General features: G+C 73.8%; 14 protein-coding genes and 2 pseudogenes. 8 read left to right on the top strand and 8 right to left on the bottom strand.

Going from position 1 to position 24,475, the window contains the following annotated elements; all coding sequences use genetic code 11:
* Nucleotides 1–503: 503 nt before the first annotated feature.
* The 3 genes from ACFV0G_RS10755 to trpS all read right to left on the bottom strand — a co-directional run bounded on the left by ACFV0G_RS10755 (nucleotide 504) and on the right by trpS (nucleotide 3,723).
* Nucleotides 504–1,286, bottom strand: a complete 783-nt coding sequence (locus ACFV0G_RS10755; protein ID WP_380545028.1) for a nucleoside/nucleotide kinase family protein — start codon at nucleotides 1,284–1,286, stop codon at nucleotides 504–506.
* Nucleotides 1,287–1,295: 9 nt separating this feature from the next.
* The gene (locus ACFV0G_RS10750) at nucleotides 1,296–2,321 is read right to left on the bottom strand and encodes an LD-carboxypeptidase (RefSeq protein WP_380545026.1); all 1,026 of its coding nucleotides are present in this window, start codon (nucleotides 2,319–2,321) and stop codon (nucleotides 1,296–1,298) included.
* Between the two features lie 136 nt (nucleotides 2,322–2,457).
* Nucleotides 2,458–3,723 carry a tryptophan--tRNA ligase gene (gene trpS / locus ACFV0G_RS10745; RefSeq protein ID WP_380545024.1) on the bottom strand — a complete coding sequence of 422 codons (1,266 nt, stop codon included), beginning with the start codon at nucleotides 3,721–3,723 and terminating at the stop codon, nucleotides 2,458–2,460.
* Between the two features lie 222 nt (nucleotides 3,724–3,945).
* On the opposite strand from trpS, the gene ACFV0G_RS10740 reads away from it, so the two are divergent.
* A complete protein-coding gene (locus ACFV0G_RS10740) occupies nucleotides 3,946–4,482 on the top strand; it encodes a hypothetical protein (protein ID WP_380545021.1) in 537 nt (178 codons plus the stop codon).
* Nucleotides 4,483–4,568: 86 nt separating this feature from the next.
* Here ACFV0G_RS10740 and ACFV0G_RS10735 read toward each other — a convergent pair whose 3' ends face one another.
* On the bottom strand, nucleotides 4,569–5,216 hold the full coding sequence (locus ACFV0G_RS10735) for an NUDIX hydrolase (protein ID WP_380545018.1): 648 nt from the start codon (nucleotides 5,214–5,216) through the stop codon (nucleotides 4,569–4,571).
* Between the two features lie 110 nt (nucleotides 5,217–5,326).
* On the opposite strand from ACFV0G_RS10735, the gene ACFV0G_RS10730 reads away from it, so the two are divergent.
* A complete protein-coding gene (locus ACFV0G_RS10730; protein ID WP_380545015.1) occupies nucleotides 5,327–6,208 on the top strand; it encodes an ATP-grasp domain-containing protein in 882 nt (293 codons plus the stop codon).
* Between the two features lie 149 nt (nucleotides 6,209–6,357).
* On the opposite strand, the gene ACFV0G_RS10725 is transcribed toward ACFV0G_RS10730, so the two are convergent.
* Nucleotides 6,358–10,218: an ABC transporter ATP-binding protein gene (locus ACFV0G_RS10725; RefSeq protein WP_380545012.1), complete on the bottom strand. Its 3,861-nt coding sequence runs from the start codon at nucleotides 10,216–10,218 to the stop codon at nucleotides 6,358–6,360.
* A 383-nt stretch (nucleotides 10,219–10,601) separates the two neighbouring features.
* Nucleotides 10,602–11,258, bottom strand: coding sequence for a TetR/AcrR family transcriptional regulator (locus tag ACFV0G_RS10720; RefSeq protein WP_380545009.1), 657 nt, complete (start codon nucleotides 11,256–11,258; stop codon nucleotides 10,602–10,604).
* Nucleotides 11,259–11,403: 145 nt separating this feature from the next.
* Here ACFV0G_RS10720 and ACFV0G_RS10715 point away from each other — a divergent pair, with 145 nt between their 5' ends.
* The 4 genes from ACFV0G_RS10715 to ACFV0G_RS10700 all read left to right on the top strand — a co-directional run bounded on the left by ACFV0G_RS10715 (nucleotide 11,404) and on the right by ACFV0G_RS10700 (nucleotide 18,130).
* Entirely contained in the window at nucleotides 11,404–13,110 is a 1,707-nt protein-coding gene (locus tag ACFV0G_RS10715; protein ID WP_380545006.1) for a carboxyl transferase domain-containing protein, read from the top strand.
* A gap of 310 nt (nucleotides 13,111–13,420) precedes the next feature.
* Complete coding sequence (locus tag ACFV0G_RS10710; RefSeq protein WP_380545003.1) at nucleotides 13,421–15,709, top strand: acetyl/propionyl/methylcrotonyl-CoA carboxylase subunit alpha; 2,289 nt, start codon at nucleotides 13,421–13,423, stop codon at nucleotides 15,707–15,709.
* Nucleotides 15,706–16,740, top strand: a complete 1,035-nt coding sequence (locus ACFV0G_RS10705) for a hydroxymethylglutaryl-CoA lyase (protein ID WP_380545000.1) — start codon at nucleotides 15,706–15,708, stop codon at nucleotides 16,738–16,740. Before ACFV0G_RS10710 ends, ACFV0G_RS10705 begins: the two co-directional genes overlap by 4 nt.
* Nucleotides 16,741–16,945: 205 nt before the next feature.
* Nucleotides 16,946–18,130 (top strand): acyl-CoA dehydrogenase family protein, encoded by a 1,185-nt coding sequence (locus ACFV0G_RS10700; RefSeq protein ID WP_380544997.1) that lies wholly within the window; start codon nucleotides 16,946–16,948, stop codon nucleotides 18,128–18,130.
* A gap of 103 nt (nucleotides 18,131–18,233) precedes the next feature.
* On the opposite strand, the pseudogene ACFV0G_RS10695 reads toward ACFV0G_RS10700, so the two are convergent.
* A pseudogene (locus tag ACFV0G_RS10695) lies at nucleotides 18,234–18,674 on the bottom strand (universal stress protein); the annotation flags it as partial.
* 878 nt (nucleotides 18,675–19,552) lie between these two features.
* Here ACFV0G_RS10695 and ACFV0G_RS10690 point away from each other — a divergent pair.
* A complete protein-coding gene (locus ACFV0G_RS10690) occupies nucleotides 19,553–20,464 on the top strand; it encodes an HAD family hydrolase (protein ID WP_380544994.1) in 912 nt (303 codons plus the stop codon).
* A 139-nt stretch (nucleotides 20,465–20,603) separates the two neighbouring features.
* Here ACFV0G_RS10690 and ACFV0G_RS10685 read toward each other — a convergent pair whose 3' ends face one another.
* The gene (locus ACFV0G_RS10685; RefSeq protein WP_380544991.1) at nucleotides 20,604–21,512 is read right to left on the bottom strand and encodes a GNAT family N-acetyltransferase; all 909 of its coding nucleotides are present in this window, start codon (nucleotides 21,510–21,512) and stop codon (nucleotides 20,604–20,606) included.
* Between the two features lie 863 nt (nucleotides 21,513–22,375).
* Between ACFV0G_RS10685 and ACFV0G_RS10680 the strand changes: the two are divergent.
* A pseudogene (locus tag ACFV0G_RS10680) lies at nucleotides 22,376–23,375 on the top strand (helix-turn-helix domain-containing protein); the annotation flags it as partial.
* Nucleotides 23,376–24,475: the final 1,100 nt, after the last annotated feature.

The following is a 24,475-nucleotide window of genomic DNA, read 5'->3' as shown; positions in this document are numbered from 1 at the left end:
CACACTCGCGTTGAGCGGCACGGCAACCACCGGAATAGGGCGGTCCCGCGCACTGCGTCCTCGCTGTGTTTTATTTCAAAAGGAATCTCCAACCGATCCGAACGGACCGGCCGGGGATGTCAACATATCTGGCGTTGACTTTTGGCACGCTGTTGAGTTCTCAAGGAACGGACACTTCCTTCGGACCGCCTTCCAGCGGACCCTCCGGGCGTTTCGCTCTTTCGTGTCTCCAGCTTATCAGATCCGAGCTCGTGCTCTTTCCCGACTTGCTTTCAACTCGCTTTGCCGGCCTCGGCCCTGACGGCCTGTCCGACGTTTCAAACCTTAGCCGATCCCCGCTCCGAAAAGCGAATCCGGCCGCAACCCATTTAAACGCGCACGCCGAATTCGCACAGGGACGCGACAAGGCGCGACCCAGCCCGGACCGGGAAGTGGTGTTTCAAGGGATTGGCCGCTCCGGGACCGTCCGCGCAGATGCGTGTCCGGTGCTCCCTGCCGAGCGACTAGAGAACAGTACGCCCTGGAGCGGTCGTGGGCAAATCGGCGAGCCGAACGATCCAGTCACAGACCCCCCGGCCCGGCTTCACGTACTCACCGTTGGGGTGGTCGTTCTGCTCGACGCGCCTGGCAGCGTCCACCGGGGTGTCCCCGCTGCCGGTGTGCCGCTCGATCAGTCGGGCGTGCCGGAGGTCATCGGCGGCGTCGACGTACCAGAGCTCGCGCAGCAGGCTCCGGACCGCCGGCCACGGTGCGTCCGCGGCGGCCAGGTAGTTGCCCTCGGTCACGACGAGGCGGGTGTGGGGGCGGATGACGTGGCGTGCCGCGACCGGCTCGTCCAGGGTCCGGTCGAAGTCCGGGACATAGATGTCCTGGAAGCGGTCCTGGAGGACGCGGCGCAGCAGGGCCAGGTAGCCGGCGGTGTCGAAGGTGGCCGGGGCGCCCTTGCGGTCGCGGAGCCCGAGCCGGTCGAGCTGGGGGTTGGAGAGGTGGAAGCCGTCGAACGGCAGGTAGGCGGCGGCATCAGGACCTTCCCGCCGGACGACTTCGGCGACCAGGTGGCGGGCCAGGGCGGACTTGCCGGCGGCCGGCGGCCCTGCCAGGCCCAGGATCGTCCGGCCGCTCGCGCTGCCCGGCCCGGACAGCAGTGCGAGGGCGCGGTCGACGGCCTCGTGTACCGGGACCTGCTGCGGCGAGGCAGCCCGTGCGGCGACGCCCCGGGCGGTTCGGCTCCGGGGCCTCCCGTCGTGGCTGCCTGGGGCGGGGTCTCGGGCTGCGTCCACGTGCATGGCCGCACCCTACTCGGCGGGTGGTTCCGCCAGGGCCGGGGCATCGAGCGTCAGGGTGCCGGCGTCGGCGTCGAGCAGGGCGCGGACGCCAAGCGGCACGGTGAGGCTGGTGGGTCCGTGGCCGAAGCCGAGTTCCCAGATCACCGGGACCCCGAGTGGCGCGAGGCGGTCGAGCATCACCCGGCGGACGCGGTCGATCGGCCCGCATCCCTCCCAGGACCCGAGGGTCACGCCGGCGACGCCGGCGAGGACGCCGCTGCGCAGGAGCTGGGTGAGCGTGCGGTCGAGCTGGTACGGGTGCTCATTGACGTCCTCCAGCAGCAGGATCGTTCCGGCGTAGGAGGGACGGGCGGTCGGGGTGCCCAGGTCCGTGGCGAGCAGGGCTGCGCAGCCTCCGGCGGTGACCCCCTCGGCTCGGCCGGGCAGGAGTGGGGTGGCGGTGGGCGAGGTCAGGACACGCGTGGTGTGCGGTTCGAAGAGGGTGCGGCGGAGGTGGTCGGCGGTGGCCCGGTCGTCGAGGAAGGTGGCCGAGGCCGCCATCGGCCCGTAGAGGGTGGGGAGGCCCAGCCGCTGGTGGACGGCGTTGTGGAGGACGGTGACGTCGCTGAAGCCGACGAGCACCTTGGGCGGTGCCGTGCGCAGTTCGTCCCAGTCGATGAGGTCGACCATCCGCTGGATCCCGTAGCCGCCGCGGGCGCAGATGACGGCGGCGACGGTCGGGTCCAGCCAGGCGCGGCGGAAGTCGGCGGCCCGGGCGGCGTCGGTGCCGGCGAGGTAGCCGTGGTCGGGGTGGTGGTCCAAGAGGTGGGCCCCGGGCTGCACGGTCAGGCCCCAGGACTGCAGCAGGGCGGTGCCCGCCGTGAGCCGGTCCTGGTCGATGGGTCCGCTGGGGGCGATCACCGCGACGCGGTCGCCGCGCACGAGCCGGCGCGGCCGGGTGCCGGGGATCCGGTCCCGGGCCGTGCCCGGCTCTCGGTCGGTGGGGGCGGGCGGGCAGTGTGCGGCCCCGATCGTCCGGTCCGTCGTCCGATCCATCAGCCGGTCCTCCCCCGTGCGCCGTTCGCCTGCTCACGGTATCCCCGTTGCCGGGGCGGAACGATCCACCCCGGCAACGTTGGGGGGAAGAGCCGGTGACGAACCGTCCGGCGCGGGTCGCGCGCCCGTCTCCCCTTCAGGCCGCAGCGGTCACCGTCCCCATCGCCGTCCGGACCTCGCGGAGGGTGGTGTCGGCGACGGCGTTGGCATGTTCGTTCCCGGCGGCGAGGATCTTCCTGAGGTGGCCCCGGTCCCGGGCCAGTTCCGAGCGGCGCCGGCGGACCGGCCGGAAGTACTCGTTGACCGCCTCGGTGACCAGGCGCTTGAGGGCGGCGGCGCCGCCGCTGCCGATCTCGTCCGCGACCTCCTCGGGGGTGCGGTCCTGGCAGAGGGCCGCGAGCTGGAGGAGGCCGGCCACGCCCGGGCGGTGCTGCGGGTCGTAGGTGATGTGCCGGTCGGCGTCGGTGGTGGCGGACCGGACGAGGCGCGCCGTCCGGTCCTCGTCGGCGCCGAGCGGAATGGCGTTGCCGCGGCTCTTGCTCATCTTGCCGCCGTCGGTGCCCAGCAGCAGGGGGCTGGCGGAGAGCAGCGGGGCCGGCTCGGGGAACACCTGCCCGTACCGTTCGTTGAACCGGCGGGCGACGGTCCGGGCGGTCTCCAGGTGCGGGAGCTGATCCTGGCCGACGGGGACGAGATCCGCCTTGCAGAAGAGGATGTCGGCGGCCTGGTGAACGGGGTAGGTGAACATCAGTCCGCTGACGGTGGCGCGGCCGGCATGGGCGATCTCGTCCTTGACGGTGGGGTTGCGGCCGAGTTCGGCGACGCTGACCAGGCTGAGGAATGGCAGCATCAGCTGGTTGAGCGCGGGCACGGCGCTGTGGGTGAAGACGGTGGCCCGCTGGGGGTCGATGCCGGCGGCGAGGTAGTCGAGGACGAGGTCCTCCGCGTAGTCGGCGGGTCGGTCGGCCCGGTCGCGGTCGGTGAGGACCTGGTAGTCGGCGACGACGAGGAAGAGTTCCACGCCGAGGTCCTGCAGCCGGACGCGGTTCTGCAGGGTCCCGAAGTAGTGCCCGAGGTGGAGCGGCCCGGTGGGGCGGTCCCCGGTCAGCACGCGGTGCCGCTCGGGATGGCGGCGGACGGTGTCGATGGTGCTCACCCGGTCGCCGGTGTCCCCGGGATCGGCGGTGCGGACGGGATCGGCCGTGCGGACGGCCCGGACGGTGTGCGCGGGCGCAACGGTACGGACGGACTCGGCGGCGCGGACGGACTCGGTGGTCCGCGCGGTGCGGCTGCTGGTCATGGTCTGCTCCTGGAGGTGGTGGCACCGTCCGCACCGGGCGGCTGTCCAGGAGCGCTGCGGGAAACGCAGCAGGGCCGCCCGTACGGACGGCCCTGTGGTCATGCGTGAAGGGTGGCCGTCCTAGGACGGCCACCAGTTCAGGCACGGCTGACGCTTCATGCTGCCGAGCATACCTGCCGGTAGGGCGGGGCGGGCAGGAGAATTCCCGTCCCGTCGGGCGGCCGGTGGGCGGGGCATCCGCGGCACCGGGATCTCCGATCTCCCTGGCCCCCAAAGGGCTTGTGCGGCAGGATCGTTCGAGCCGCAGATCGAAGGGCCTCCCGCATGACCGCGCTCGACCAGCCAGCTTCCGACCGCTCGTCCGGTGGTCCGGACCCCGCGCAGGGGTCCGACGGTGACGGGGCGGGCGAGCGGGAGCGGCAGCTGCGGCGGGTGCGCAGGCCCACCCCGTCGCGTCGGCTGCGCCGGCTCCACCCGCGCCAGGTGCCCGGCCAGGAGCGGCCCCGCTCGGCCCCGGCCGCGGACGTCGACACCGTCGGCGAGGACGGCCGCGTCCCGCTCGGTGTACTGATCGGCGGGTCCCCGGCCGGCGCCGCGCCCATCGGCTTCGGCGCGCAGCGGGTCGAGGCCCGCCTGACCCGGCTGGGCGCCGGGACCAGCCTGGTCGTCCTGCCGACCTGGCGGGAGGCGATCGCGGTGTCGGTGCCGACGGAGCGGCTGCTCGCGTCGACGGGGCTCCGGCTGGACGAGCTGCCGCAGGCCCGGCTCACCGTGGTGATCAACCCAGACGCCCTGCACGACCGTGATCTCGGGCTGCACGACTGGCGCGCCGAGGGGTCTGGCACGCACGGAGCGCACTGAGGGCACCTGCGGACACGCGACCTCGGAGCCGTCGCGGCGGCGATGCGGAGATGCAGGGATGGCGGGCGCCGGGCCGGCCCGGACGGTCAGCTGCGCCAGGGCTCGGACGGTGCGTCAGGTCGGCTGTTGGGGGTGCCGTTCGGGACGAAGCCGAGGTCGACGGGCGCGGGCTGCTGCGCAGCGGGCCCTGCGTCCGCCGCCGCGCGGACCGCGGCGAGCAGGGCGGGCAGCTGCGGTGGCCAGAGGGCGTCGGCGTCCGGGGCGGCGAGCTCGTCCGGGGTCCACCAGCGCCAGCCGAGGATGCGGTCGGTGCGGTGCACCTCGCTCACGTCGCCGACCGGTCCGCGGCCGGGGCCGCGGGTGAGGTAGATGTGCTCGTGCTGGCGCACGGGGATGCCGTGCCAGGTGAAGTCGTGCTCCCAGGTGCAGAGCAGTCGGCCGGGAGGGAGGTCCGTCCAGCCGGTCTCCTCGCGCAGCTCGCGCAGGGCGCCCTCGATGGGGGACTCCCCCGGGTCGAGACCGCCGCCCGGCATCGTCCAGTGGACGCCGACCTCGCTGTTGTCGGAGCGGAGCAGGAAGACCGAGCCGTCCGGTGCCAGGACGGCCGTACGGGCCGCCGCCCGGGGTGTCCGCCCGGCCGCCGGGCCCCCGTCCGGGGCGCCGGGTCTGCCCAGGGCCGGCGATGCGTGGCCTGCGGGTCGGCGTCGGCCGGGGAATCGCGGCAGCTTCGGCATCGGCCCACCGTCGCACGGGCCGATCGCCGTGTCGACCGGATTTCGGACGCCCGTTCCGGGACCGGACATTCGGGCCGGCCGGCCGCGACCGCGGCCCTACGCTGTGCGGCATGACCGATCCGGCCGTGCTGCTCCCGTCCGACCCGCCGGCGCCCCGCCGACCCGACCCGCACTTCCTCAGGGAGGCCCGGGCCGTCCGGGAGTTGGGCGGGGTCTGTGCGCTGGTCGACCACGACGCGCTGGTGGCGGGTGATGCGGTCGAGGCGGTCCGGCGGGTGCCGAAGGGCCTGGGCCCGCTCTGGTACCGGGGCTGGATGGTCGACGTCGCGGCCTATCGGGCACTCGCGGACGCGCTGGAGGAGCGCGGCGGGACACTGCTCACCACACCCGCCGGATTTGCGAGCGCCCACGAACTCCCGGGCTGGTACGGCGTCTTCGAGGGGGCGACTCCGGCGAGCGCCTGGCTGCCGCGCGGCGGCCGGGGCGGGCGTGCGGAGGTGGCGGAGCTGGCGCAGCGGCTCGGCGGGTGCGGGCCGGCGATCGTCAAGGACTACGTGAAGTCGCGCAAGCACGAGTGGGACGAGGCCTGCTTCGTCCCGGACCTGGCGGACCTCGACGGTGTGGTCCGGGTGGTCGGGCGCTTCGTGGAGTTGCAGGGCGACTTCCTGGCGGGCGGCGTCGTGCTGCGGCAGTACGAGGAGTTCGTGCGCGACGCCGGGGGCCGGGCCGAGGAGGCGCGGGTCTGGTGGCTGGACGGCGAGCCGGTGCTGGTGGGTCCGCATCCGGACACTCCCGACAGTAATCCCGAGCCGGAGCTGTCGGCGGTGCGGGCGCTCGTCCGGTCGCTGGGCTGCCGGTTCGTCACCACCGACCTGGCGCTGCGGGCGGACGGCAGGGGGTGGCGGGTGGTGGAGGTCGGCGAGGGGCAGGTCAGCGACCTGCCCGCACACGCGGACGCCACGCCGCTGATCGCGGCGCTGCTCGGTTCGTAGCCTCCGGTCGTGGCCTCGGGTCGTGGCCTCGGTTGATGGCCGTGGGCCGGACCGGGTCTCCGGCCCGGCCCACAGTACTGACCACTGACACCTGCCGGCCGGCCGCCCACCTCGGCAGGCCTGCGGCGAGCGGTCGGTGGTGCCGCCGATCAGGTGCCGACGGGTGCCGGCTGGCCGTCCGCGATGAAGGCCTGCCAGAGCCGGTGGTACGCGCCGCCGCGGGTTAGCAGCTCGTCGTGGGTGCCGTCCTCCACGATCCGGCCGTGGTCGAGGACGACGATCCGGTCGGCGCGCTCCGCCGTGGTGAGGCGGTGGGCGATGACGAGGGTGGTGCGGTTGCCGCTGAGCCGGTCGGCGGCCTCGGTCACGGCCGCCTCGCTGGCGAGGTCGAGGGCCGCGGTGGCCTCGTCCAGCAGCAGGATGTCCGGGTCGACCAGCTCGGCGCGGGCGAGCGCGATGAGCTGGCGCTGGCCGGCCGACAGGTTGCGGCCGCGGGGCGCGACGGTGTGCTCGTACCCGTCCGAGAGCCGGGTGATCATGTCGTGGGCGCCGACCGCGCGGGCGGCGGCCTCCACCTCGGCGCGCGAGGCCCCGGGCCGGCCGTACGCGATGGCCTCGTGCACCGTCCCGGCGAACAGGTACGCCTCCTGCGGGACGACGCCGAGCCGGTGGCGGAACTCTTCGAGGTCCAGGCGGGTGATGTCGGTGCCGTCGATCCGCAGGGTGCCGCCGGTCGGGTCGTAGAACCGGGCGACCAGCTTGACCAGGGTCGACTTGCCCGCGCCCGTCTCGCCGACCAGTGCGACGGTCTGCCCGGCCGGGATGTGGAGGTCGATGCCGGTCAGCACGTCGGGGCGGCTCTCGCCGTCGCCGTTGTAGGCGAAGCTGACGTTGTCGAAGCGGATGTCGCCGTCCAGTCGGCGCACCGGCAGGGCGTCGGCGGCCTCCGGCGTGCTCGTCGGAGTGCGCAGCAGGTCGCGGATGCGGCCGAGGCCGACGCTGGCCTGCTGGTAGCCGTCGAAGACCTGGGAGAGCTGGTTGACCGGGGCGAAGAACAGGTCGATGTAGAGCAGGTAGGCGACCAGGCCGCCGATGGTCAGGGTGCCGGCGTCGACCCGGGAGGCGCCGACGATCAGCACGAGTGCCGCGGCGACGCTGGACAGGAACTGCACGAACGGGAAGTACAGGGAGATGTAGAGCTGGGCCCTGACCCGGGCGTCCCGGTACTCCAGGCCCCGGGCGACGAAGCGCTCGGTGTTCACGTCCTGGCGGCGGAACGCCTGGACGATCCGCATGCCGGCGACGTTCTCCTGGAGGTCGGCGTTGACCGTGGAGATCAGGTCGCGGGAGATCTGGTACTGCTGCGTGGACTTGCGGCGGAACACCAGGGTGGCCACGACGAGCAGCGGCAGCACGGCGCAGACGACGAGGGCGAGGCCCGCGTCGATGACGATCAGTACGGCGAAGATCCCGAAGAACGTCATCAGGCTGACCACGGCGGTGACCACGCCGGTCTGCAGGAAGCTGGAGATCGAGTCGACGTCCGTGGTCATCCGGGTCATGATCCGGCCGGTGAGTTCGCGCTCGTAGTAGTCGAGGCCGAGCCGGTTGAGGTGCGCGAAGATCTTCAGGCGCAGGGTGTAGAGGACGCGCTCGCCGGTGCGGCCGCTGACCTTGGTCTCGGCGCTCTGCACCAGCCAGTCGAGCAGGACGACGGTCAGCGCGGCCAGCGCGGCCGCGGCCACCCCGGCCATCGCACCCTTGGTGACGCCGTCGTCGATGCCGTGCCGGATCAGCACGGGCAGGGTGAGCCCGGCCGCGGTGTCCAGCGCCACCAGGAGCAGCGCCAGCGCGAGCGGGCCGCGAAAGGGGGCGAGCAGTCGGCGGAGGTTGAAGTTCGGGTCGCCGGCCTCGGCCTCGGCGACGGGGATGTCGGGGGTGTCGGTGGCCGGCGGAAGGGCGGCGACCTTGGCCCTGAGCTCGGCCTCCGCGGCCTGCTTGGCGCTGTCCTCGGCAGCCGCCGGCCCGGTGGCCGGAGCGGGGGCCTGCGCACCGGGGGCAGGCGCGGCGGGGGACGGCGCCGCGGCCGGCGCGGAGCCGTCCGTCGTGGCGCCCGTCGCGGGGATCCGTGCGGCGGCGGCCGCCGGTGCAGTGCTGAGGGTGTCCGGGCTGCCCGCGTCCGGATCGGTGATCAGCGACCGGTACAGCGGACATCGCTCGTCGAGTTCCTCCTGCGTCCCGATGTCGACCAGCCGTCCGTGGTCGAGGACGGCGATCCGGTCGGCGAGCTGGAGGCTGGAGCGCCGGTGGGCGATCAGCAGCGTGGTCCGGCCGCTCATCACCGAGCGGAGCGCCTCGTGGATCTCCGCCTCGACCTGAGGGTCGACAGCGGAGGTGGCGTCGTCGAGCAGGAGGATCCGCGGGTCGGTGAGGATCGCCCGGGCGAGGGCGATGCGCTGCCGCTGGCCCCCGGAGAGGGTCAGGCCCTGCTCGCCGACCTTGGTCTCATAGCCGTTCGGGAGCTCGCGGATGAAGCCGTCGGCCTGGGCGACCCGGGCGGCGGCCTCGATCTGCTGGTCGGTCGCCTCGGGGTGGCCGTACGCGATGTTGGTGCGGACGCTCTCGGAGAACAGGAAGCTGTCCTCGGGGACGATGCCGACCGCGGAGCGCAGCGAGTCGAGGGTGAGGTCGCGCAGGTCGCGGCCGTAGAGCCGGACGGCGCCCGCCATCGGGTCGTAGAAGCGCGGGAGCAGCTGGGCGACGGTCGACTTGCCGGAGCCGGAGGCGCCGACGAGGGCCAGCGTCTCACCGGGTGCGAGCGCGAGGCTGAGGCCGCTGAGGACCGGTACCGCGTCCTCGTGGCCCTCGTAGTGGAAGTCGACGGCGTCCAGTTCGAGGGCGGGGGTGCCGGGCCGGGCCCCGGCCGGGTCGAGCGGGCGGGCGTCGGGGCGTTCCTGGACGTGCGGGCGCTCGTCGATGAGCTGGAGGACGCGCTCGACACCGGCGCGGGCCTGCTGGCCGACGGTGATCAGCATGGCGAGCATGCGGACCGGGCCGGTCATCTGGGCGACGTAGGTGGAGAACGCCACGAAGGTGCCGAGGGAGACCTCGCCGCGGACGGCGAACCAGCCGCCGAGGGCGAGCACCGCGACCTGGCCGAGGGCCGGGATGGCCTGCATGGCCGGCGTGTAGCGGCTGTTCATCCGGATCGAGCGGAGCCGGGCGGCGAAGAGGCCGCGGGAGACCCGCTCCAGCTTCGCCCGCTCCTGCGACTCCTGGCCGAAGCCCTTGACCACCCGGACGCCGCCGACCGCCGCGTCGACGACACCGGCGACGGCGGCCGCCTCCTGCTGCGCGGCCCAGGTCGCGGGGAACAGGCGCTTGCGGCTGAGGGTGGCGCACCACCACAGCGCGGGGGCCATCACCAGGGCGATCAGGGTGAGCGGCAGCGAGAGCCAGAGCATGACCGCGATCGACATGACGAACATGACGAGGTAGCCGGTCATCATCGGCAGCATCGACAGCAGGCCGTTGATGAGCTGGAGGTCCGAGGTGGCGCGGCCGACGACCTGGCCGGTGTCGAGCCGGTCCTGCCGTCGGCCGTCGAGCCGGGTCAGCGAGCGGAACAGGTCGGCCCGCATGTCGTGCTGGACGTCCACGGCGAGCTGGCCGCCGTAGTAGCGGCGCACCTGGGTGCAGAGGAAGACCAGGACGGCGGCGAGCAGCAGGACGGCCGCCCAGGGGCCGAGCGACCGGGTGTGGGCGGTGATGACGTCGTCGATGATCAGCTTGGTGATCAGCGGGACGACGGCGGTGATCGCCATCCCGGCCAGCGAGGCGCCGAAGGCCAGCAGCAGGTTGCGGCGGTACCGCCAGGAGTACCCGCCGAGGCGCCGCAGCCACCCCGCCCCGGGGTCGTCCACGGCGGAGATCCCGCGCCGGCGGCGCCCGGGGGCGTGTGCGGGCTCGCGGGCCGGGACGGTGCGCTGAGTGTCGGCGCTCCCGGACATCTCCGCAGTAGAACCATGAGTCTCAGGCATATTTAGGAATACTAACCATTCGCTGCTGATGCCGTCCATCGCCTTTCGACGGACGCCCGGGAGGCTCAACCATGCCGGGCCGACGAACCTTCCCGGACCGGCGTGTCGCCGTGCCGCCCGACTCCAGGGTCGCGCAACGGGGCGCCTCCGGGCACGGGGCCGCAGGCCGAACGGGGTGCATCGATAGTCCTACGCCCGGGACCGACCGCGACCCGGGCAGCCGGGGCCGCACGTGCGCCGCGCGATCGGGCCGCACCAGCGGGCTCGGCAACCGATCCGGGCAGCCGGGCCGCACGTGCGGGTCTCGCGATCAGGGTGCACCAGCGGGCTCGGCCGCCGAGCCGGCCGCGCGATCAGGCCGCGGCCTCCGCGGCGGCGGCCTCCGCGGCCGCGGAGAAGGCGCCGTGCGCGAGGGTGTGCAGCAGGGAGGCCATGGCGTCGCGCGGCAGGCCCGAACGGTCCGGCTGTGCGGAGTGCGGCGCGGCGCTGTGCGGGGTCGAGTTCAGCAGGCCGAAGACGGCGTGGACGGCGGCCCGGGCGAACGGCTCGGCACCCGGGGCGGCGAGGCTCGGGAACGCCTCGCGGACCACGCCGACCCAGAGCTCGACGTACGAACGCTGGAGTCGGCGCACGCGCCGGCGGTCCTCCTCCTTGAGGTGCAGCAGCTCCCGGTCGTGGAGGATGATCAGGTCCCGGTCGTCGAGGGCGAAGTCCACATGGCCGCCGATCAGCGCATCGAGCGCACCCGCCGGGCCGGACGCGGCGCCGGCCTCGCCCGCACGGCGCCGACCCTCCTCCAGCAGGCGCTCGCTGATCCCGACCAGCAGGTCGGCGAGCATCGCATCCTTGCCCGAGAAGTGGCGGTAGAGACCGGGCCCGCTGATGCCGACCGCCTTGCCGATCTCGTCCACGCCCACGCCGAGGAAGCCGCGCGCGGCGAACAGCCGGGCGGCCTCCTTGCGGATCTGGTCGCGGCGTGGGAGCGCGGAGGCTGCGGGAACGTTCGGCATGCTGCCCATCGTAGACAGCCGAGTTATCGGCGGTTAACCTGACTGCAGGAGTTAACGCTCATTAACCTAGGGGTGGCGGACTCATCCGTCCGCATGCCCGCTCGGCACCGAGGGCAAGGGAGCTCTTGGAATGGTCCTCTCATCCATGGGATCTGCCGTCGGGCCGACGGTCGGCCGGTACGCCGGACCGGCCGCCGGCCTCGATGCGCGTGGTCCCCTTCACGATCCTGCCGCCGCTCCCGCGCCGCGGCTGGAGACCGCGGTCGACCCCGGGTCCGCCGCGTACCGGGCCAATGAGGCCGCGCACCGCGAGCTCGTGTCCGAGCTGCGCAGCAAGCTGGCCACCGCGGCCCTCGGCGGCGGGGCCAAGGCCCGCGCCCGGCACACCGCCCGCGGCAAGCTGCTCCCCCGCGACCGGGTGGACACGCTGCTCGACCCCGCGTCCCCGTTCCTGGAGCTCGCACCGCTCGCCGCCGACGGCCTGTACGACGGGGCCGCCCCCGCCGCGGGCGTCATCGCCGGCATCGGCCGGGTGGCCGGGCGCGAGGTCGTCGTGGTCGCCAACGACGCCACGGTCAAGGGCGGCACCTACTACCCGATGACCGTGAAGAAGCACCTGCGCGCGCAGGAGGTGGCCCTGGAGAACCGGCTGCCCTGCATCTACCTCGTGGACTCGGGCGGTGCCTTCCTCCCGATGCAGGACGAGGTGTTCCCGGACCGGGACCACTTCGGGCGCATCTTCTACAACCAGGCCCGGCTCTCCGCGGCCGGCATCCCGCAGATCGCCGCGGTGCTCGGCTCGTGCACCGCCGGCGGCGCGTACGTGCCGGCGATGAGCGACCAGGCGGTGATCGTCCGGAACCAGGGCACGATCTTCCTGGGCGGCCCGCCGCTGGTGAAGGCCGCCACCGGCGAGGTCGTCACCGCCGAGGAGCTCGGCGGCGGCGAACTCCACTCCCGCACCTCCGGTGTCACCGACCACCTCGCCGAGGACGACGCGCACGCGCTGTCCATCGTCCGGACCATCGTGGCCGGCCTCGGCGCCCGCCCGGCCCCGTCCTGGCCGCTGGCCCCGGTCGAGCCGCCCGCGGTCGACCCCGCCGGGCTCTACGGCGCCGTGCCGGTCGACCCGCGCACGCCGTACGACGTCCGCGAGGTGATCGCCCGGCTGGTCGACGGCAGCCGCTTCGCCGAGTTCAAGGCCGAGTACGGCGCGACGCTGGTGACCGGCTTCGCCCGGATCCACGGGCACCCGGTGGGCATCGTCGCCAACAACGGCGTGCTGTTCGCGGAGTCCGCACTGAAGGGCGCGCACTTCATCGAGCTGTGCGACCAGCGCGGCATCCCCCTCCTCTTCCTGCAGAACATCACCGGCTTCATGGTCGGCCGCCAGTACGAGGCCGGCGGTATCGCGAAGCACGGCGCCAAGATGGTGACCGCCGTCGCGTGCACGCGGGTGCCCAAGCTGACCGTGGTCATCGGCGGCTCGTACGGCGCCGGCAACTACTCGATGTGCGGCCGGGCGTACTCGCCCCGCTTCCTCTGGATGTGGCCGGGCGCCAAGATCTCGGTCATGGGCGGCGAGCAGGCCGCGTCCGTCCTCGCCACCGTCCGCCGCGACCAGTTCGAGGCACAGGGCGAGGACTGGCCGGCGGAGGCCGAGGACGAGTTCAAGCGGCCCGTCCGCGAGCAGTACGAGCGGCAGGGCAACGCCTACTACGCCACCGCGCGGCTCTGGGACGACGGCGTCATCGACCCGATGGAGACCCGGACGGCGCTCGGCCTCGCACTCACGGCCTGCGCCAACGCCCCGCTCCCCGACCCCCGACCGTACGGCGTGTTCCGTATGTGACCGGGCAGCGCCGTGACCGGTACCGCCCGGGACGGAACCGGTCGCAGGGCCGGTTCCGTCCCGGACGGGCGGCGCAGGACGGGGTCGGGCGGAGCAGGCGGGGTCGTTGACGGCCCGGCCCGTGCATCGGCCGACCCGGCCGCCCGGTCTCGCCCGTCCGGCCCGGCACCGCTCCGCAGGACCGGCACCGCCGCAGGTCCCGCTGCTCTCCCGGCCATCCCGCTCTCCAGGCCCCGCCCGCACTCCAGGCCCGTCGTACGCCACTCGGCCGACACGTCGTCTCGGCCCTCGACCCGGAGGAACACCTCCCATGTTCGACACCGTTCTGGTCGCCAACCGGGGCGAGATCGCCCTCCGGGTGATCCGCACCCTGCGGCGCCTCGGCATCCGGTCGGTCGCCGTCCACAGCGACGCCGACGCCGACGCGCCGCACGTCCGCGCCGCCGACCTGGCGGTGCGGCTCGGCCCCGACGGGCACAGCGACAGCTCCGCCGCCGAGACCTACCTGCGCGGGGACCTGATCCTCGCGGCCGCGCGCAGGACGGGTGCCCAGGCCGTCCACCCCGGCTACGGCTTCCTCGCCGAGAACCCCGCCTTCGCCCGCGCCTGCACCGAGGCCGGCCTGGCGTTCATCGGCCCGCCGCCCGCGGCCGTGGAGCTGATGGGCGACAAGATCAACGCCAAGGAGGCCGTCCGGGTCGCCGGCGTCCCGGTCGTGCCGGGCAGCGAGATCGACGAGCCCAGCGACGCCGACCTGATCGCCGCGGCCGAGACGATCGGCTACCCCGTCCTGCTCAAGCCCTCCGCGGGCGGCGGCGGTAAGGGCATGCGGCTGGTCCGCGACCCCGCCGACCTCCCGGCCGAGATCGACGCGGCGCGGCGGGTGGCCCGGACCGCCTTCGGCGACGACACCCTCCTGCTGGAGCGCTGGGTCGACAACCCCCGGCACATCGAGGTGCAGGTGCTGGCCGACGGCAACGGCACCACCGTGCACCTGGGCGAGCGCGAGTGCAGCCTGCAGCGGCGGCACCAGAAGCTGATCGAAGAGGCTCCCTCCGTTCTGCTGAACCCCGAGACCCGCGCGGCGATGGGCGAGGCCGCGGTGCGGGCCGCCGAGGCGTGCGGCTACACCGGCGCCGGCACCGTGGAGTTCATCGTGCCGGGCGTGGAGTCCGGCACGGCGGCCCCCGGGGGCGTCCTGGACTTCTTCTTCATGGAGATGAACACCCGTCTCCAGGTGGAACACCCCGTCACCGAACTGGCCATCGCCGTCGACACCGGCACCGCCGCCGGCGCGGACGGCCCGCACCGCCTCGACCTCGTCGAGTGGCAGATCAGGGTCGCCGCCGGCGAGGCGCTGCCCTTCCGGCAGCAGGACGTCTCCTTCCTCGGCCACGCGATCGAGGCCCGGATCTGCGCCGAGGACCCCGACCGCGACTTCCTGCCGACCGGCGGCCGGATCATCCGCTGGGACGAGCCGACCGGCGAGGGCATCCGGGTGGACTCCGGTGTCACCGCGGGCAGCGAGGTCGGCAGCCTCTACGACCCGATGCTCGCCAAGGTGATCGCGTACGGGCCCGATCGGCCGACCGCCCTGCGCCGCCTGCGCGCAGCGCTCGCCGACACCCGGATCCTCGGCGTCACCACCAACACCGGCTTCCTGCGGCGGCTCCTCGCCCACCCCGAGGTCGCCGCCGGCCGCCTCGACACCGGCCTGGTCGAGCGGACGGCGCAGCAGACCCCCGTGCTGCTGCGCTCGCCCTACGCCCCGGCCGGCCCCGGGACGGATGCCGCCGACACCGCCGACCTCCCCGCCGGGTCCGTGGACCTGCCCGAGGTGCCGGGGGCCGCCGGCCGCGGCCTTGTGCCGGCGACGGCAGAGGCCGGCGCGTCCGACCTGCTGTACATCGCCGCGGCGCTGTCCCGCCACCTCGACCTCGCCCCCGCCGCCCGGCCCGGCGGCTGGACGGACCCGTACTCACTCCCTTCCGGTTGGCGGATGGGCGGCCAGGCCGCCTGGACCACCCACCGACTGCGGACGCCCGGCCATGAGCCCGTCACCGTACTGGTGCGACCGATCGTGCCCGGCACCGTAGCCGAGCCCACTGACAGTCCGTCGGGAACCGCCTCCGACCTGCAGATCCGCGTCGGAGACGGCGCCGTCCGGCAGGTCAGGGCGGACCGCGCCGGTGACCGTCTGTACGTCACCGTCGACGGCCTGCAGACGACGTTCGCACACACCTCGGACAACGCACCGGGCGGTCGCGTCGACTGGCTCTGCATCGACGGCGACGCCTGGCCGGTCCACACCCACGACCCGGTCGCCGACCGCACGACCGCCGGTGGCGGCCACCACGGCGCCCTCACGGCGCCGATGCCGGGCACGGTCACCGTGGTGAAGGCCTCGGTCGGCGAGTCGGTCAAGCGCGGCCAGACGCTCCTGGTCCTGGAGGCGATGAAGATGGAACACGTGATCGCGGCACCGCACGACGGCACCGTCAGCGAACTCCGCGCGGTCGCCGGTGCGACCGTCGCCATGGAGGAGCTGCTCGCCGTCGTGACGCCGGCCGAGCAGACGGACGGCGGGGCCGACGCATGAGCACCTCCGCATCCCGGAACGACGGAGTGCAGCCGGACGACGCGGCACCGGCCCGCGGCGCGGAGCCGGGCGTGCTGGAGCTCGGGCTGCCCGACCCCGTCCGCGACCCCTCCCTGCCGGAGCGGGTCCGGATCCACGAGGTGGGCCCGCGGGACGGCCTGCAGAACGAGAGCGCGCTCGTACCGGTCGAGGTCAAGGCCGAGTTCATCGCCCGGCTCGCCGCGGCCGGCCTGCGCACGGTGGAGGCCACCAGCTTCGTCCACCCGAAGTGGGTGCCACAGCTGGCCGACGCCGAGGAGCTGATGCCCCGTCTGGCAGGCCTCACCGACCGGTACCCGGGGCTCCGGCTGCCCGTCCTCGTCCCGAACGAGCGCGGACTCGACCGGGCGCTGGCCCACCGTGCCGGTGATGTCGCCGTCTTCGCGAGCGCCACCGAGACCTTCGCCCGCCGCAACCTCAACCGCTCCGCGGACGAGGCGATGGCGATGTTCCGGCCGGTCGTGGAGCGCGCCACCGAGGCCGGGGTGCCGGTGCGCGGCTACCTCTCGATGTGCTTCGGCGACCCCTGGGAGGGCCCCGTGCCGCAGGCCCAGGTGATCCGCTTCGGAGCCCGCCTGATCGAGATGGGCTGCACCGAGCTCAGCCTGGGCGACACCATCGGCACCGCCACCCCGGGGCAGGTGACCGCCCTGGTGGCGGGCTTCGCCGCGGCGGGGGTCCCGGTCGAACGCCTGGCGGTCCACTTCCACGACACCTACGGCCAGGCCCTGGCCAACACGCTGGCCGCGCTGCGCGCCGGGGTGACGGTGGTGGATGCCTCCGCCGGCGGCCTCGGCGGCTGCCCGTACGCCAAGAGCGCCACCGGGAACCTGGCCACCGAGGACCTGGTCTGGATGCTCCACGGCCTCGGCATCGAGACCGGTGTCGACCTCGGCGAACTGGCCGCGGCCAGCGGCTGGATGGCCGGGCGGCTCGGCCGTCCCAGCCCGTCCAGGGCGGTCCGCGCCCTGCTCGGCCCGAACGGCTCCTGACCCCGCACCGCCGCACGCCCCCGGCGCGCACCGCCGCGCACACGCATCCGCACGCATCCGTACGCACCCTCGCGCACCGCCCGCTCGGTGCGCACCGCCCGCTCCCGCCGCTCCGATCCGCCCCGCGGTCCGGACGCGGCACCCACCCTCACTCCGGCCGGCCGCAGCGCCGTCGCCGCCAGCGCACCGATCCAGGAGGATCATCATGCTCGACCACCGGCTGAGCACCGAGTACGAAGAACTGCGACGGACCGTCGAGGAGTTCGCCAACGACCTGGTCGCGCCGAAGATCGGCGAGTTCTACGAGCAGGGCGAGTTCCCCTACGAGATCGTCCGGGAGATGGGGCGGATGGGCCTGTTCGGCCTGCCGTTCCCCGAGGAGTACGGCGGCATGGGCGGCGACTACGTCGCGCTCTGCATCGCCCTGGAGGAGCTGGCCCGAGTCGACTCCTCGGTGGCGATCACCCTGGAGGCCGCGGTCTCGCTCGGCGCGATGCCCATCCACCTGTTCGGGACCGAGGAGCAGAAGCGCACCTGGCTGCCCCGGCTGACCTCCGGCGAGATGCTCGGGGCCTTCGGCCTGACCGAGCCGGAGGGCGGCACCGACGCCGGCGCCACCCGCACCACCGCGCGCTACGACGCCGAGACCGACGAGTGGGTGATCAACGGCACCAAGTGCTTCATCACCAACTCCGGGACGGACATCACCGGCCTCGTCACGGTCACCGCCCTCACCGAGCCGGCCACTCGATCGGGTGAGGACGGTTCCACGCTCTCGCCGACCCGCGAGATCTCCTCCATCATCGTGCCCACCGGGACGCCCGGGTTCCAGGTCTCGAAGAAGTACTCCAAGGTCGGATGGAACGCATCCGACACTCGCGAACTCTCTTTCACCGACTGCCGTGTTCCGGCGGCCAACCTGCTGGGTGCCCGCGGCCGCGGGTACGCCCAGTTCCTGCGCATCCTCGACGAGGGGCGCATTGCCATCGCAGCCCTGGCCACCGGCCTGGCCCAGGGGTGCGTCGACCAGTCGATCACCTATGCCGGTACGCGCCGTGCCTTCGGCCGCACCATCGGCAGCAACCAGGTCATCCAGTTCAAGCTCGCCGACATGGAGATGCGCGCCCACACCGCCCGCCTGGCCTGGCGGGACGCCGCCTCCCGGCTGCTGCACGCCGAGCCGTTCAAGAAGGAGGCTGCGATCGCCAAGCTGTACGCGTCGGAGGCCGCCGTGGACAACGCACGGGAGGCCACGCAGATCCACGGCGGGTACGGCTTCATGAACGAGTTCCCGGTCGCCAGGTTCTGGCGCGACTGCAAGATCCTGGAGATCGGCGAGGGCACCTCGGAGGTCCAGCGCATGCTCATCGCGCGAGAGTTGGGCCTGTGACCTCATGAGGTGAGTCCCGGGCGGGGCCCGATCCGGGTCCACCCGGGAGCCCGCCGCCCGTCCCACCGGTTGCCGACGGCCGGCCACCGCTACTGCCGAACCGTCAGGGAATCACGATCACAGGCCGGTTGGCGCGGCGCGCCAGCCTGCCGGACACCGAACCGAAGATCTTGCCGAGCAGGCCGTGCGTGCTGCCGACGACGATCGCGTCGGCGGCGTACTCCCGGCCGACCTCCTCGATCTCGTGGCAGATGTCGCCACCCCGCTCCACCAGGATCCAGGGCACGCCGGCCAGGAAGTCGGCGCACGCAAGCTCCAGACCGAGGATCTCCGTACGGTGGTCCGGGAGGTCGACGAAGACAGGAGGCTCACAGCCGGCCCACACCGTCGCCGGCAGTCGGTTGGCCACGTGCACGATCACCAGTCCGCACTGGGAGCGCCGTGCCATGCCGACCGCGTACGCAAGGGCCCGCTCACTGGAGAGCGAGCCGTCGAAGCCCACCACGACACCGTGCTGGAACACCGGGTCACAGGCGCGTACCGGCTGTTCCTGGAGTACCGGATCGCCGTCATTGCCGGCACGGCCGGTCATCGGACTCTGGCCGTCCGTCATCGCGTCGCCCCCGTCGTGAGAGCCTCCGCCCGTGGCGTCGGCGCGGTGTGCCTTGCCGCGTACCGCCCTGCGCGGCTGGTGGCGATCGTGCCCTCCCACCGCTGGTGCGCCAACGTCTGTGACGCGCTCACCGGCGCGCGGAGGGGGCTCAAAACCGGCCATGGCTCGAAGCTCTTCACAGGAGACGGACCGATAGGACACGGAACGGCTGCTCCGGTAACAGGCCCGCCGACGGCACCGAGCCGGAATCCTCCGAGCACCACTGAACGCGACCTGTTTCCTCTCAGCGTACGACGAACGCGGGACCCGACCCAGCGGCCGATCACCACCGGCGCAAGGTTCCCGCGAACGGACCGCGCGCACCCTACGGTGCACGCCCCCATGGACGGTGGCAACACGCCACCGGGCAAGGAGGTTCCCAGGAGCTTGACCGACAAATCCCGTCGAAGCAACAGGACGAACACACAACGTGATCCGACTGTCATCGACGCCGTCGGCACGTCGACGACGGCCCAGGTCAGCAGGCCCGGACCGGCCGACCCGAGCACCGGACCAGCCGGCCGATCACCGGCCTGCGCAGCGGTGGGCATCCGTCGCCGGGGAGGGAAAGGTCGGACCCGCACGACATATCGGCGGCACGGCGGCGGGGTACGGACCGGTCGTCCCGACGGCCGCCGAACCCATCCGTCCGACCGATCGCACTCGGCGATGATCCGATCACCGTCCGGATTCGGCCATTTCCCCCGCTCGCCGCGCCGCCTTTGGCAATTGCCAAGTGCATACGCGCGGCCACTGGCAGCATGCAGAACATGCCGCTGCTCCTGTTCGACCTCGACAACACGCTCCTGCCCAGGGACGCCGCGTACCGGTCCTGGGCCCGGGACTTCCTGGCCGAACACCGGCTCCCGGCAAGCGACATCGACTGGTTCACCACCATCGACGGCAGCGGCTACGTGCCGCGCAGCACCGTACTCGGCGCTGCCAAGCGGCGCTACGGCCTCGACCACTCCCTCGACCTCCTGCTCGCCCACTACCGCCGGGGCATCAACTCCCATATCCACTGCCCGGCTCCACACATCGACGCCTTGCATGCCGCGCGGTCGGCCGGCTGGACGCTCGGCATCGTCAGCAACGGGGGGACGCGTCCCCAGCTGGAGAAGATCCGCCGGACCGGGCTCGGGCCGCTCGTGGACGGCTGGGTGATCTCCGAGGAGGCCGACTGCCTGAAGCCGGACCCGCTGATCTTCGCGATCGCCGCGCGGCGGTGCGGGGTGGAGCCCGTCCCGGGCTGGGAGGCCGAGACCTGGGTGATCGGCGACCACGCCCCTGCGGACATCGCGGGCGCCGAGGTGGCCGGGCTGCAGAGCGTGTGGCTGCACCACGGCAGACCGTGGGCCGAGGTCGGCTACCGGCCGACGTTCAGCGCCGCCGGCCTCCCCGAGGCCGTGGGGCTCGCGCTCGGCGCACGACCGGCACCCTCCGCCACCACCCTCCGGCGGGCCGCCACCGAACGCGGCGAGAGCAGGCCCGCGACGGCCCGGGCCGGAGCCGTCCAGCTCGGTTCCCCGGTGATCGCCTCGCCGGCCTCACTCGCGGCGAAGGCCGCGTCCTCCGGAGCGAGGTCCGCGCCCGGGGCGAAGTCCGTGCCGGCGGCAGCAGAGCACGAGCCGGCGGGACGTTCTTCCGCCGACCGTGCACCGGCGGCCATCGGGGTGGCGTAGGTCGGAGCGCGGGCGGCACAGGTCAGCGAGCGGGCGCCGGTGCGCAGAACGCCGGCGCCCGTCCGCCATCGACCACGGCCGCACTGGCCCCGGTCGGGGCAGCCCGGCCGGCCCCCCTCCGGCGCGGCCGGCTGCCGTCTCACCGCAGGGCCCACCAGCGGCTGACCCCCTGCTCCACGAAGCCCATCCGGCGGTACAGGGGCTCGCCCAGCAGCGTGGCGACCAGGACCGCCACCCGGTCGGGGTGGGCGTCCAGCGCCGCCGCCACGACCGCGCGGCCGACCCCGCGGGAGCGGTGTTCCGGCAGGGTGGCCACCATGTAGAGGCCCAGCGCGGTGCCGTCGTCGTAGCTCACGCAGGCGCCGGCCGGCATGCCGTTCCGGCGGGCCGTCCACACCCGATAGCCGGGGGCGCCGAGCAGCGCGGGCGGAATCAGCGCACCGCGGACGTGCGGCAGCATTCCGGGCAGCGGGAGCCCGCCGATCAGCACGGCCTCGGCCTCCGCCAGGTCGTCCGGCCCGAGCGACGCACGGACCTCGATCCCGCCGTCGCAGTCACCGCCGTCGCCGCAGTCACCACCCTCACTGCCCTCCCCGTCACTCACGGCACCCCCGGCGCCCCTGCCCTCCCCTCCCCTCACACCCGTCGCACCCGTCTCACCAGTAGCACCTGACCGGGCGCCGCCCCGGCGGGCCGACGGAGCGTCGGAGCAGTGGACCGCCGGGGCGGCCTCGCGGGTCATCACGGCCTGCCCGAGGGCCGCCACGCAGCCGTGGCGGCCGAGGTCGAGTCGCCCGTACGGGTCCTCCAGGCACAACCGGGCCGTTCGCCAGCCGCGGAGGACGTCGAGCACCTCACCGGTGAGCTCCTCCGGCCGGTCGTAGGGGCGGGTCACGACCACCCGGTGGCCGTCCGCCTCGACGCCCTCGCACCGGACGGCGGTGAAAGCCGGTCGCCGGACGGTCTCCCAACCGTGCACCCGGGCCTGCGCGAGCCAGAACGCGGCGGCATTGTCGTTGGCCAGTTCGAGCCGGCTGCGCGTGTCCATGACGCCGACCCTAACCGGCCGGGCAGGCAGGCCCCCTGGCCGGTGCACCCCTGCGCAGGAAGGCTCGTACCGGCGCGCGCACGCGTCCCGTGCGCCCTGTTTCGTACCGTCGATTTTCAGTCAATTTCGCTTCGTGTCAGTCCCGTTGGCCAAAGGTGCAGCCCAGGGCCGCCGGCGACCTCCGCGCGTCGGCAGCGCCCCGGGACGAGTCGTGCGGTAACAAGCCAGGCTTGCGCCCGCCCCCTTCCCAGAGGGGTCGACGGGTGCCACGCTTCGTGATCGAATGCATCACGCCAAATTGCCATGTCGACATAGCGTCGGATGGTGAACTTGTCACAACAGCAACGGTCCACCCAGTAGATTCGATCTTGGCGGGCAGTGCCGCACCACACCACCGAGGGGGCTGGAGCGCCTTGAGCAGGGTTAGCAGGAGCGACGCGGGTCCTGACGGCGGCCAGCCGCCGACCGGCCTCCCGGGCCGTGCCTCCAGAGCTGACGGGTCGGCACCCCGGTCAGTCAACACCCTGTCAGTCCATACCACCCCGGCGATCAACACACCTGCGGCGCCCGGCGCCAGGAGCGGGTCCCCCGGTCCGGTGGCCCCGTCCCCGACCCCGACCGCGGGAGCGTCCCCCGAGAGCGGGTACGGCCAGACCCCCTTCCAGCAGCACGGCGCCGGCCACCAGCCGGGCGGATATCACTCGACGGCCGGTCAGCACATCGGCCAACAGGCCCAGTTCGCTGCGGGCGCGAGCCACGGCACGGGCCATGGCGCGGGTCACGGCCTCGGCCACGGTGCCGGTCACTCCGGCAACGGTGCGGGCGGGAACGGCGGTCCGTACGCCGTCACCACCTCCGGGCCGCTGCACGCCACCGCCCCCCGCAAGCTCTCCGGGCGGCGCCGGCGGGAGACCGTCGCGGTCCTGATCTTCGGTGGGGCACCCATCTTCGAGAGCTCGATCCCCCTCTCGGTGTTCGGCGTGGACCGCCAGGACGCCGGCGTGCCCCGCTACCGGCTGCTGGTGTGCGCGGGCGAGGAGGGTCCGCTGGCCACCACCGGCGGCCTGACCCTCACCGCACCGTACGGGCTGGAGGCGCTGTCGCGGGCGGGGACCATCGTCGTCCCGGCCTGGCGGTCGATCTCCCAGCCGCCCCCGGTGGAAGCGATCGCCGCCCTCCGCAAGGCCCACCACGAGGGCGCCCGCATCATCGGCCTGTGCACCGGCGCGTTCGTCCTCGCCGCCGCCGGCCTGCTGGACGGGCGTCCGGCCACCACGCACTGGATGTACGCGCCGACCCTCGCCAAGCGGTACCCGCGGGTCCACGTCGATCCGCGCGAACTGTTCGTGGACGACGGTGATGTGCTCACCTCCGCCGGTACCGCCGCGGGCATCGACCTCTGCCTGCACGTCGTCCGCAGCGACCACGGCGCCGAGGCAGCCAATGCGCTCGCCCGGCGCCTGGTGGTGCCCAACCGGCGGAGCGGTGGTCAGGCCCAGTACATCGACCAGTCTTTACCCGAGGAGATCGGCAACGACCCGCTCGCCGAGGTCGTCACCTGGGCCCTGGAGAACCTCAATCAGCAGTTCGACGTGGAGGTCCTGGCCGCTCGCGCGTACATGAGCCGGCGGACCTTCGACCGGCGGTTCCGCACTCTCACGGGCAGCGCCCCGCTGCAGTGGCTGATCACGCAGCGGGTCCTCCAGGCGCAGCGGCTTTTGGAGACCTCGGACCTGTCGGTCGACGACGTCGCCCGGCGGTGCGGGTTCCGCTCCCCGGTCGCGCTCCGCGGGCACTTCCGCCGCCAGCTCGGCGTGTCCCCCGCGGCCTACCGGACGAACTACCGGGCCCGCCGCCCGTCACCGCCGCTCACCGTCCCGCCGCAGGCCGGAGCCGGTGAACGGCCGACCACCTCGGCACCGTTCCCCGCGTCGCCGGCCGTCGGCCACCCCACCGGCCACTCCTCCGGCCATGCCGCCGGTGCCCATCCCGGTCCCAGCGGTGTGGGCGCGGCCGGACATGCGTCGCTGCCGCCGCAGGGGTCGCACCCGGCGGCCCCGGCCAACAGTGCTGCGGGCGGCGCACCGGCCGCGGCGCCGGTGAGCTGCCACCCGGCCGGTCCGGCGGCCAGCTCGCCGACCGCCGGTCCCACCGGAGCCGGGGGCACGGGCCGCCGGAGGACGAGTGCCGTCATTCCGCCGCAGGCCGGACCGGGTGCCGAACGGCGTTCCGCCCAGCCCGGGCCGGACCGCGGCACCACCGGACGCCTTGGCACGCGCCCGACCACCGGCCGTCCGGTCACCGCCCGCCCGGCGGAACGACGGACCGCCGAACAGCAGCCGCCCAACCGGCAGACGGCAGCCCGGCAGCCTGCCGACCCGCAGGCGCTGAGCCGCCGACAGACCGGCCCCCGCACACCGGACCGACCTGCACCGGACCGCCCCGCGCCGGACCGTCCCGCATCGGAGCACCGGCGGTCCGACCGCGGCGGGCCCGAGCACGGCGGGCCCGAGCAGCGGGTGCCCGGTCAGCGCCCGGCCGACGGCAGGACCGGCGACCGGTCCACCGGCGATCCCCGCCCGGTGGAGCATGCGGTGGCCGAGGAGGACGGCTACGACGAGCCGAGCGCACGGGGCCGCGGCCAGGGCCGGCCGCCCGGCCACGCCGACCCGGCCGAGGCGCCGGCCCCGCCGCCCGGCACCGGCGTCAGCGACGGCCCGGCCGCCGCACCCGCCGGAACCGCCGCCGGTTCCGGCTCCGGCTCCGGCGTACCCGCGACGCAGCGCGGCCGGGCGGCCCGGCCGCTGTCCGCCTCGCGGGATCGCGCCGTAGGGTGAGTGGTGTGAATGACCGTCTGGTGTGGATCGACTGTGAGATGACCGGCCTCGGGCACCACACCGGGTGCCCCGATGCGGGGGCCGCGCGGGGGGACGCCACCCCCCCAGACCAAACCCCGGGCGGGG

The sequence above is a fragment of the Kitasatospora sp. NPDC059571 genome (genome assembly GCF_042735675.1).
GTDB lineage: Bacteria > Actinomycetota > Actinomycetes > Streptomycetales > Streptomycetaceae > Kitasatospora.
Note: the sequence above shows the minus strand (reverse complement) of the source record. Positions and strands in the feature narration are given on the sequence as shown.